Genomic DNA, 11,031 nt, shown 5'->3' with positions numbered 1-11,031 from the left:
CCTCCCCGCGCCGCACCGCCTCCCCGCGCCCGGCGGTCCGCCGGCCGGCCGCCGCCGCGCCCCGCCGGCGGCCGCCGGCCCGCACCGCCTGCCCACCCCGCACCGCTTCCGGTCGTTCGACTCCGCGCGCACAAGTCGGCCCGCCGCTGGGTTCTGAGCGGGGCGGCTTCCAGCGAGTCAACTCGCACTGGTCGGGGCCGACGTGGATCCCGGCGGTGGATGAGCGGCAGAGGCGTATCGCGCGGGCATACGTGGGCTGAGCCAGCCGACTGTTCCGCAGTGGGCGGCCCCCCGTTTCAGTGTCCGGTCAGTGTCCGGCGCGCACGTACGCCTGCCGCGCCATGACCGGACCGCGCCACCGGTCACGGGTGAGCCGTTCGCTGCCGAGCCGGCGGGGCCTGCTGGAATGCCTGGCCGACGGGCGCAGGCCGCCGCCGTGGTGGACCGGGCTCGGCATGACTGACCGGCTGGGCGAGGCCGGGATGCGTGGGCAGCGCAGGAGAGACGCGCCCCGCGACGTCGATCGGATGCGCGGACCAGCGGGGCGCTATAGCAGACGGAATGCACCCTTCCGGCCGGACGGGCGGGAAGCGATCTGTTTCGGCCAAAGCGGCCGGGGTTGGTGGTCGCGGGCTGACGGATGGCGGGTCCGGGCGGGGCGAGGGTGGTCGAGGGGCGGTAGGGCGCGGTTCATGCGATGAAGGCTGCGATGAGCTGAAAAATTTATTGCGATGTTGCTCTTTGAACGAAAAAGATTGATCAAAAATGAGCAGTCACGTTTGACGACTGACCGTTCGGTCGGTGATGGTCGGTCACATGTCCGTTACCGAGAGCCCCGCACGACTCGGCGGGCCGCTGGGGCTGCGCGATTTCAGGCTGCTGCTGGCCGGATCCGCCGCCGGTCAGGCCGGCGCGCAGGTCACCCTGGTGGCCCTGCCGCTGGTGGCCGTGCTGCTGCTGGACGCCTCCGCACTGGAGGTAGGAGCCCTCACCGCCGCCGAGACGGCCGCCTTCCTGCTGATCGGGCTGCCCGCCGGCGCCTGGGTGGACCGGATGCGGAAGCTGCCCCTGATGATCCGTGCCGACGTGGTGCGGGCGCTGGCGATGGCGAGCGTGCCGGCGGCGGCCGCGGCCGGAGTGCTGGGCATGGCGCAGATGTACGCGGTGGCGCTGGTCACCGGGGCCGCCACGGTGTTCTTCGACGTGGCCCACCAGAGTTTCCTGCCGCGCCTGCTCCCGCGCGAGCAGTTGGTCGCGGGCAACGGCGCACTCGAGGTCGTCCGCTCCTCCGCACAGGTCGCCGGGCCCGGTCTGGGCGGAGGGCTGGTGCAGATCGCCGGCGCGCACCTTGCGGTCGCGGCCAACGCGGTCGGCTATGCGCTCAGCGCCGTCCTCCTCCTGGGGATCCGGCGATCCGAGGAGCGGCCCCCCGCGGCGGCGGGGGCGTCGCTGGCCGGAGAGGTCGCCGAGGGCGTCCGCTTCGTGGCGCGCCACCCCCTGCTTCGGGTGATCGCGCTGGCGACCGGGCTGGGCAACTTCTTCGCCGCGGTGCTGATGGCCGTGCAGACCGTCTTCCTGGTGCGGGTGCTGGAGCTGGGCCCGACCGCAGTGGGGCTGGTGCTGTCGGCCGCGGCCGTGGGCGGGTTGGCCGGAGCGCTCTGCGCGGGGGCGATCGGCCGCCGGTTCGGACAGGCGCGGGTGATCTGGCTCTCCGTCCTGGCCACCAACCCGTTCGCGGTGCTGTGGCCGCTGGCGACGGGTGGTGCAGGCGGGGCGCTGTTCGCGGCGGCATCCGGGGCGGTGTTCTTCGGTTCGGTGGTCTACAACGTCGCGCAGGTCAGCTTCCGGCAGGCGCTGTGCCCACCGAGGCTGCTGGGGCGGATGAACGCCACCCTGCGGTTCCTGATGTGGGGCACGCTGCCGCTCGGGGCGCTGGCGGGCGGCGTAGTGGCGGAGGGCTTCGGGCCCCGGACGGCGCTGGCCTGCTGCGCCGTCGGGTTCCTGTTCGTCCCCCTGCCGCTGCTGCTGTCCCCGCTGCGGCGTATGCGGGACCTGCCGCCGGCGCGGGAGCGCGCGGGGGCGGCCACGTCGGACGCCTCGTGAACGGCGGCCGCGGGGCAGGTGGGGGCCGGCTCGCACGGGGCCGGTCGACTTCGGAGGGGGACGGCGTGCAGGGCGACACCGGGCAGTACGTGCCGAGCACAACAGGTCAGCACATACCGAGCACCACAGGTCAGCACGTACCGAGCACGACCGAACCGTACGCGCCGAGTATCACCGGCCAGTACCTGGAGAGGTTCGGGCAGTTCGGACGGCCGAGGGCCGCCGGGGACGCGGTGCTGCTGCCGGTCACGGGGGCGCAGCGGCGATTCCTGCTGGTGCGCGCGCTGGACCGGTCCGGCCGTCCGGACCTGGTGCCGATGTTCTTCGCCTTCCCCCGGGGGACGGTGGACGCGGCGCGGCTGAGCGCGGCGGCCACGCACCTGGCGGGGCTGCACCCGGCCTTGCGGTCCCGGCCCACGGTGGTGCGGGGAGTTCCGGTACTGCGGCTCGCCGCGCCGGACGTGCCGGTGACGCGAGTGGGGTGCCGGGAGGGGGAGGGCGCCGCGGACGCGTTGCGGCGGGCGCTGGCGGCCTGGGCCGCGGACGGGCCGCCGATGCGGATGCTGCTGGCGGACGAGGGGGACCAGGAACTGCTGGCCGTGGTCTTCGACCACGCGGTCTGCGACGGCTGGTCGCTGGGGCGGGTGGTGGAGGAGCTCGGCATCGCCTACGTGCGGGACGCGACCGCCGACGACGTCGAAGAAGCCGAGGCCGAGGGGCGGTTGGACGCCTACCGGACGGCGGTGCTGGCGCAGCTCGACACGGAGGAGCGGGCCTCCTCACCACCCCACCTCGCCTACTGGGGCGAGCGGCTGCGCCGCGTACGGGAGCGGACCGGGGCGATGCGGGCCCGGAAGGATCCGCTGGCGGACGGCCCGGTGAGCGGGGCTGCGTCGGCCCTGCTGCCGGCCGGTCACGGCGGGACGGCGTTCCCGGCGCTCCTGGACGCCTGTACGGCGGCGGTGCGGGAGTTGTACGGGGCGGCGGAGGACGCTCTGGCGCCGGTGGGCTACCCGTGGGGCGGGCGGCCGGCAGGGGCCGAGCCGGTGGTGGGCTGCTTCCTCAACACACTGGTGTTCGCCGCCGGTTCGCGCGGCGGCGCGCCGGGCGCCACGGCGGACGGGTGGTGGGACGACCTGGACCGGGCGGACACGCCGTTCGACGCCGTGGTCCGCGCCGCGCGGGCCGCGGGCTCGCGCTGGGGCGGCGGACTGGACGGGCTGCTGACCGTGGACGCCGTACGCGACCGGCCGCCGCTGACCCTCGACGGCGTGCCGGGCCGGGAGGTCGAGGTCGGCGGCCGGGCGGTGCGCGGGCCGTTCGCCGTGTCGGTCACCCAGGGCTCCGAGCTGCGCGTACGCATGGTGTGGGACCGCGCCGTGCTGGCCGACCGGGACGCCGAGCGCGCGTTCGCCGCGTTCACCGGTGCGCTGGGCGGGGCCGGCTGACCCGCTCGCGGTCTGCCGGCCGGTGAACGTCCGGCCGTCCCGGCGCACTCGCCGCCTCCCCCCGGCGCGCTGCTCGCCGCCCCCCGGCCGAGGCCACGCTCGCCGCCGTGCCTTCGGGACCACGCCCGTCGCACGGCCCCGTGCCGCGCCCGTCCGCCCGGCGAGCAGCGCCCGCCGAGGCCGAACCGCCCAAGCCGGTCCGCCCGCCGCCGCGCCCCCGCCCCCTCTCTCGACCACATGCCTCTCCCGGGCGCCCCGCGTGATCCGCGGGGGCCCGCCGACCGCTCGCACGACCGTGCCCGAGCGGTGACCGTACGACCCGACAACCCAGGGACCGCCCATGTTTCCGCTCTCCTCCTCGCAGGAGATCGTCTGGCTGCACGAGCAGGTGCACACCGGCAGCCGGGCCTACAACTTCACCGCCGCACTCGACCTGTGGGGCGATCTCGACCCGGAGGCCCTGCGGCGCGGGCTGGCCGCCACACTGGCACGCCACCCCGGACTCCGGCTGGAACTGGTGCCGGTGCCGGGCGGCCTGCCCGGGCAGCGGGTCGCCGAAGAGTGCGCACCCCGGCTGCGTACCGTCGACCTGACCGGCGAGGCGGACCCGGACGCCGCGTTCCAGAAGCTGCTGCGCGACGAGGCGGAGACCCCGCTGGACACCGAGCAGGCCCCGCTGCTGCGTTGGACGCTGGTGCGGATGGCCGAGGACCGGCACCGACTGGTGCACGTGGAGCACCACCTCATCCACGACGGGCACTCGTTCGCGATCCTGCTGCGGGACGTGTTCACCGTCTACCGCGCCCATGTTCTGGGTGAGCCGGTCACGCTGCCGGCGGCGTCCTCCTACGCGGACCACGTGCGCGCGCAGGCGGCGCGCCGGGCGGCCGGCCAGGACGACCGGAGCGGCCTGGACTTCTGGACCGGGCTGCTCGGCGACGTACCGAGGGACATGCCGCTGCCGGGGCTGGCCCGACCGGGTGCGCGACGTCGGCACCGAGGCGGGCAGCTGCGGCAGACCATCGGCGCCGACCTGGCGCAACGGCTGCGCGGGCACGCCCGGGAGCAGGGGCTGACGCCGTTCTCGGTGCTGCTGGCGCTCTTCGCCGAGCTCCTGCGGCGGCACGGCGGGCGCGAGGAGATGGTGGTGGGCACCGCGGTCGGCAACCGGCCGCGGGGATACGAGGACGCGGTCGGGATGTTCGTCAACACCATCCCGCTGCCGCTGCGGCTCGATCCGGCGGCCCCGGCCCTTGAGGCGACCGAAGAGGTCACCGACGTGCTGATCCGAGCACTGCCCCACCAGGACACACCGGTGCAGGAGCTGACCCGGGCGCTCGGGCGGCACACCACGGGAGCGGACAACCCGCTGTTCGGGGTGATGTTCAGCGCCCACGACGCCGAGCTGCCGGAGATCGACGTCCCGGGTCTGGACGTCACGCTGTTCGAGGGTTTCAACACCGGCACCACCCGGTTCGACCTGGACGTGGTGCTGCTGCCGGACGACCGGCGCGGTGTCAGCCCCCGGCAGGGCGTGGCCGGGATGACGCTGGTGTGGGACTACGACGCGGACCTGTTCGGCGAGGAGGTCGCCGAACTGCTGGCCGGGCGGCTCGCCGATCTGCTGCGCGGCTATCTGGACGCGCCGGAGTCCGCGCTGGCCGACCTGGCGCCGCAGCCGGTTCCGGCACCGGTGGCGGTGCCGGTGGCGCCGCGCGGCCGGGACCTGCTCGATCCGCTGACGCAGCACGACCCGGCGCGGCCGGCACTGGTGGCCGGGGAACGCTCGTGGAGCTACGGCGAGCTGGACGCCATGGTGTCCTCGCTGGCCGGGCGGATGGCCGAGGCCGGCGTGCGGGCAGGCCAACCGGTGGCGGCGGTGCTGCCGCGCGGGGCGGACTCGGTGGTGGCGCTGCTGGCGTGCCTGCGCGGCGGGGCGGTCTACTGCCCGCTGTCGCCGTCCGATCCGCCGGCGCGGCTGACGGGTCTGCTGGAGCGGCTCTCCCCGGCGCTGGTGCTGACCTCCCCGGACGCCCCGGTACGGGTGCCGGGCGGGCTGCCGCACGCCGAGGTGGGCGCCGCGCTCTTGCCGGCCGCGGCGGACGCGGCGCCCCTGCCGGGGGCGGCGTACGTCATCCACACCTCCGGCTCCACCGGGCTGCCGAAGCCGGTGGCGGTGGGCCGGGCGGCGCTGGAGAACCATCTGACCGGCGCGGCGGAACTGTTCGGCCTGAGCCCGCGGGACCGGGTGCTGCTCTTCGCGCAGCCATCGTTCGACGTCGCCCTGGAGGAGGTGCTGCCGGCGCTGCACGCCGGGGCCTGCCTGGTGGCGCCGGGCGTGGAGGTGCCCACGGGGACGGAGCTCGCCGGGCTGCTGGCCTCGGCGGGAGTCACCGTGGCCAACCTGCCGACCAGTTACTTCCTGGCAGTCCGCGAGGAACTGACGGCCGGCCCGGGCGCGACCGACGCCGCGCCGCGGCTGCTGGTGCTGGGCGGCGAGCGGCTGCCGGCGCGGGCGGCGCGGGACTTCGCGGAACGGACCGGTGCGCGGGTGCTCAACGTCTACGGGGTCACCGAGGCGGCGATCAGCTCGACCGCGTACGACCTCACCGACCGCACCGGTCCCACCGGGCAGAGGCCGCACGGGGCGGTGGAAGCACCGCTGGGCACCGAGCTGCCCGGGGAGCGGGTGTACGTGCTGGACGCGCACGGACGGCTGCTGCCGGACGGGGCGGTGGGCGAACTGGCCATCACGGGCGCCGGGCTGGCCGAGGGGTACGCCGGTCTGCCGGACGTCACCGCGGACCGGTTCACCCAGCCGGCGGCACTCGGCGGGCAACGGGCCTACCGCACCGGAGACCTCGGCTACCGGGGACTGGACGGGCTGCTGTACTTCCTGGGGCGCCGCGACCACCAGGTGAAGCTGCGGGGGTACCGCATCGAGCTGGAGGAGGTGGAGGCGGCCGCCTCCGCGGTGCTCGGCGGGCGGTCCTGCGCGGTGGTCCTGGACCGGGAGGGGCCGGGCGCGCCCCGGCTGGTCGGCTTCACCGAGGACGGCGGCCCCGAGCGGCCGTTCGACGAGCGGGCGCTGCACGAGGAGTTGGGCCGCGCGCTGCCCGCCGCGCTGGTGCCGGCCCGCTGGGCGGCGCTCGCGGCGCTGCCGGTGCTGGCCGGCGGCAAGCCCGACCGGGCCGCGCTGACCCGGCTGGCGGCACGGGTCGGCGACGTCCCGGAGCCCGCCACCCCGACGGACCAGCCGCCCGCGGACGAGCTGACGGCGCTGCTGACCGACGGATGGCGCACGGTGCTGGGCCACGACCGGTTCGACGCCTCCTCGCACTTCTTCCACACCGGCGGCCACTCGCTGCTGGCCGCGCAGCTCGCGGCCTGGCTGGAGCCGCACCTGGGGCACCGACCGCCGCTGCGGCTGCTGTTCCAGAATCCGGTGCTCGCCGACCAGGCCGGCGCCCTGGCCGCTGTCCCGCTGACCTCGACGGAGTCCCGATGACTCAGACGCGCATACAGACACCGAGCACCGAGGCGGGCGCGGCCGGGGACCGGCAGCGGGCGGTGCTCGACCGGTTCGAGGAGTGGGTGGCGGCCGCCCCGCACGCCCCGGCGGTGGTGGACGGGCCGCACGGCTGGTCCTACATGGAGGTGTCCGAGGCGGCCGACCGGATGGCGGGCGCCCTGCGCGACCGGGTCGCCCCCGGTGACCTGGTGGGCGTCTGCCTGGACCGGTCCGCCGCCCTGGTGGTCACCGCAGTGGCGATGGCCAGGCTGGGCGCGGTGTATCTGCCGCTGGGCCCGCGACCCGGCCGGCGCCGCACCGAGGCGGTGGCCGAGGACCTGGACGTGGTGTGCCTGATCGGCGACCCCGAGGTGCTGCCCGAGCGCTACCGGGGCGGGGAGCTCACCGAGCTGACGTCGCTGCCGGCGCAGGGAGCGAACGCCGCCGGTACGGTGGTGGCCGCCTTCGCCGGACCGGAGGAGGACGCCGGGCGGGCCGCGGAGGACGCCGTCCGGACGGGGGACGCCCGGCGGGCCCCGCACGACACCGGACGGAAGGGCGGTGGCCGGCGGGCCCCCGAGGGCGCCTTCTACGCGGTGCTGACCTCCGGTTCCACCGGCCGGCCCAAGGCGGTGGCCGTCGCGGAGCCGTCGCTGGCGGGACTGCTCGACTGGTATCGGACGACCACCGGACTCGGGCCCGGTGAGCGGCAGTCGCTGCTGATCGGGGTGGCCTTCGACCCGCACCTGCTGGAGCTGTGGGCCGGACTGACCTCGGGCGCGGCACTGGCGCCGGCACCGGACGAGGTGCGCTGGGACCCGGCCGTACTGGCCGACTGGTGGCGGGAGGCCGCCGTGACGGTGTCGGTCGCCGCGACCCCGATGGTGGAGCCGCTGTTGGAGCGCCCCTGGCCGCGGGGGCTGGCGCTGCGCCACCTGGTGGCCGGCGGGGACCGCATGCGGCGCCACCCGGGGCCCGAGGTCACCGCGACCGTGCACAACGCCTACGGCCCGGCCGAGGCCACCGTCGTCACCACCGTGCACAGCATGCCGCCCGGCGGGCCGACCACCGAGGCGCCGGACGCGCCGCCGATCGGCCGCCCGGTGCCGGGCGCGGAGGTGATCGTGACCGACGCGGACGGCCGGCCGGTGGCCGACGGCGCGGAAGGGGAGCTGCGTATCGGCGGGACGTGCCTGGCGCTCGGCTACCTCGACCCGGAGCTGACCGCGGCGCGCTTCACCCGCCGGGAGAGCGGCGGGCGCTGGTACCGCACCGGCGACCGGGTACGGGTGCGGGCGGACGGGCTGCTGGAGTTCCTCGGCCGGCTGGACGACCAGGTGAAGGTCGGCGGGGTGCGGATCGAACCGGCCGAGGTGGAGGCCGCGTTCGAACACGACCCCGCGGTGCTCGGCGCGGTGGTCACGGCCGTGCGCGGCCCCGGCGGGCTGGTGCGGCTGGCCGCCCACGTACGGCCGGCCGCCGGCGCCGAGCCGACCGCGGCGGCGCTGCTGGACGGCGTACGCGAGTGGCTGCCCGAGCAGGCCGTGCCGGCGACGGTGCACCTGGTGGACGCCTTCCCGCTGGACGCCAACGGCAAGGTGGACCGGGCCGCACTGGCCCAGCACGCGGACGGCGTCACCGCGGCGGAGCCGGCACCGGGCGCGACCTTCGGGGAGCGGCTGGTGCTGGGGGCCGTGCGCGAGCTGCTGGGGCGGCCGGACGCCGCGCTGGAAGAGGGGTTCACCGCGGCCGGCGGCACCTCGCTGGCGGCGGCCCGGCTGCTGGTGGTCATCGAGCGGGAGTCGGGGGTGCGGCTGCGCGCCTCGGTGCTGCTGCGCCAGCCCGACCTGCGGGCCGTGGCCGCGCTGGTCGACGGCCGGCGGGCCGCCGCCACCCCGGCCGGGGCGAAATGACGACGAGCCGGACAGGGGGGGGCGGCCCGACATGCGGGACACGGACGACAGGAAGGCGAGGGCGTTGACGGTGGGGAACGAGCGGTACGCGGAGCGGGTGGACGGCGGCGGTGGCGGGCCGGCGGGGTCGACGCTGCCGGAGCTGGTGGCCGGGCACGCGCGGCGGGCGCCGGGGGCGCTGGCCGTGATGGACGGGGACACCGTGCTGACCTACGGCGAGCTGGTCGCCGCCGCGGGCGCGCTGGCGGGGAGGCTGCGCCGGCACGGGGTGCGTCCCGGGGACCGGGTGGGACTGCTGGTGCCCCGGTCAGCGACGACGGTCGTCGCCACCCTGGGACTGTGGTGGGCGGGCGCGGTGTGCGTGCCGCTGGACGCGGCCCATCCGCGGCCGCGGACCGAGGCGATGGCCGCGGACGCCGGGATCAGTCTGACCGTGGGCGAGGCCAAGCTGCTGGAGTCGGCCGGCCTGTCCGGACCGACGCTGGCGCTGCCGGTAGGGGAGTCGGCGGCCGATGGGCGGAGCGGCCCGGCGGCGGCGTCCGGCGAGGCCGTGCCGGACCCGCTGGCCGCGCCGGACGGTGAGGCCGGCGCGTTCATCATGTTCACCTCCGGGTCGACCGGCCGCCCCAAGGGGGTAGCGGTGCCGCACCGCGCGGTGGCCGGACTGCTGGCCTCGCCGCGGTTCGTGACGGTGACGGAACGGGACCGGGTGCTGTTCCACTCGCCGGCGACGTTCGACGCCTCCACCTTCGAGGTGTGGAGCGCGCTGGCCAACGGGGCGGCAGTGGTGGTGTGCACCGTGCAGCGCCCGTCGTTCGAGGACCTGGCCCGGCAGGTGGAGCGATACGGCGTGACCGTGGCGTTCTTGACCACGGCGCTGTTCCACCAGCTGGCCGCGCGGCGCTCGCGCGTGTTCTCGGTGCTGCGCTCGGTCGTGGTGGGCGGGGAGGCGCTGGCCGGGCGGCCGGCCCGGGAGGTGCTGCGGGCCTTCCCCTGGCTGGAGCTGGTCAACGGCTACGGGCCGACCGAGACCACCGTGTTCGCCACCGCGCACCGGGTGCTCGACGCCGACTGCGACGGGCCGGTGCCCATCGGCCGGCCGGTCGGCGGGGCGACCGCGCACGTCCTGGACGCAGAGGGCCGACCGGTTCCGGACGGGGAGCACGGCGAGCTGTGGATAGGCGGCGGCCGGCTGGCGCACGGCTACGCCGGCCGGCCCGAGCTGACCGCCGAGCTGTTCACCGAGCGGCCCGGACTGGGGCGGCTGTACCGCACCGGGGACGTGGTGTCAGCCGGCCCCGGGGGAGTGCTCTCCTTCCACGGCCGCACCGACGACCAGGTCAAAATACGGGGCCACCGGGTCGAGCCGGGCGAGATCGAACACGCCCTGCGCACACTGGAGCGGGTGGACGACGCCGCGGTCACCGTGGACCGGACGGCGGACGGCGAGGCGCGGCTGGTGGCGCATGTGGTGCCCTCCGCCGGGCCCGTCCCGCGGCCGGGCGTCCTGCGCGAGCGGCTGGCGGCCCTGCTGCCGGAGCCGCTGGTACCCGCGGAGCTGCGCGTCGTGGACCGGCTGCCGCTGACCGCGTCGGGCAAGGTGGACCGCCGCCTGCTGGCCGCGGCGCCCGCCGCGCGGTCGGCGGACGGGGCCCCGCCGCCGGCGCCGCTCGATCCGGTGCAACGGGCGGTCGCCGAGGTGTGGGAGCGGGCGCTGGGCCGCGAAGTGAGCCGTGCCGACGCCGACTTCCTGGCGCTGGGCGGGCACTCGCTGCTGGCCCTCGTGGTCGCCGACGACCTGCGCGAGGAGCTCGGCGTGGAACTGGCCCTCGCCGACCTGCTCGCCGCTCCGACCGTGGCGGCCCACGCCGCCCTGGTCCAGCATGCCCTGCTGACCGCCCACGACGAACTCCGCGCCGACGACCCGGAGGCCCGCCATGACCGCTGAACCACTGCCCGCGCCGAACGCGTCGGCTGCGTCGGTTGCGCCCCTTGTATCAGCCGCGTCGGCAGCGTCCGTCCCATCGGCTCCGGTCCCGTCGGGCGGGCCGGGCGC

At 76.4% G+C, this 11,031-nt stretch carries 5 protein-coding genes; all 5 read left to right on the top strand.

The genetic code is table 11. From position 1 onward, the window contains the following. Positions 1-816 precede the first annotated feature (816 nt). A complete protein-coding gene (locus C6N75_RS12170; RefSeq protein WP_105868893.1) occupies positions 817-2,103 on the top strand; it encodes an MFS transporter in 1,287 nt (428 codons plus the stop codon). A 65-nt stretch (positions 2,104-2,168) separates the two neighbouring features. Beyond that, complete coding sequence (locus tag C6N75_RS12165) at positions 2,169-3,551, top strand: condensation domain-containing protein (RefSeq protein WP_258177369.1); 1,383 nt, start codon at positions 2,169-2,171, stop codon at positions 3,549-3,551. 340 nt (positions 3,552-3,891) lie between these two features. Further along, positions 3,892-7,059 (top strand): non-ribosomal peptide synthetase, encoded by a 3,168-nt coding sequence (locus C6N75_RS12160; RefSeq protein WP_105868888.1) that lies wholly within the window; start codon positions 3,892-3,894, stop codon positions 7,057-7,059. Beyond that, on the top strand, positions 7,056-8,975 hold the full coding sequence (locus C6N75_RS12155; protein WP_105868887.1) for a non-ribosomal peptide synthetase: 1,920 nt from the start codon (positions 7,056-7,058) through the stop codon (positions 8,973-8,975). Before C6N75_RS12160 ends, C6N75_RS12155 begins: the two co-directional genes overlap by 4 nt. Positions 8,976-9,045: 70 nt before the next feature. Further along, positions 9,046-10,923 carry a non-ribosomal peptide synthetase gene (locus tag C6N75_RS12150; protein WP_258177370.1) on the top strand — a complete coding sequence of 626 codons (1,878 nt, stop codon included), beginning with the start codon at positions 9,046-9,048 and terminating at the stop codon, positions 10,921-10,923. Positions 10,924-11,031 lie beyond the last annotated feature (108 nt).

Source organism: Streptomyces solincola, from assembly GCF_002982015.1.
Lineage (GTDB): Bacteria > Actinomycetota > Actinomycetes > Streptomycetales > Streptomycetaceae > Streptomyces > Streptomyces solincola.
The sequence above is the reverse complement of the archived record's forward strand: the minus strand, read 5'-3'. Positions and strand labels throughout refer to the sequence as shown.

What these genes read in the sequence shown, in the direction of transcription:
- C6N75_RS12170 (WP_105868893.1), top strand. Translation starts at nt 817, where the DNA reads ATGTCCGTTACCGAGAGCCCCGCACGACTCGGCGGGCCGCTGGGGCTG.
- C6N75_RS12160 (WP_105868888.1), top strand. Translation starts at nt 3,892, where the DNA reads ATGTTTCCGCTCTCCTCCTCGCAGGAGATCGTCTGGCTGCACGAGCAG.
- C6N75_RS12155 (WP_105868887.1), top strand. Translation starts at nt 7,056, where the DNA reads ATGACTCAGACGCGCATACAGACACCGAGCACCGAGGCGGGCGCGGCC.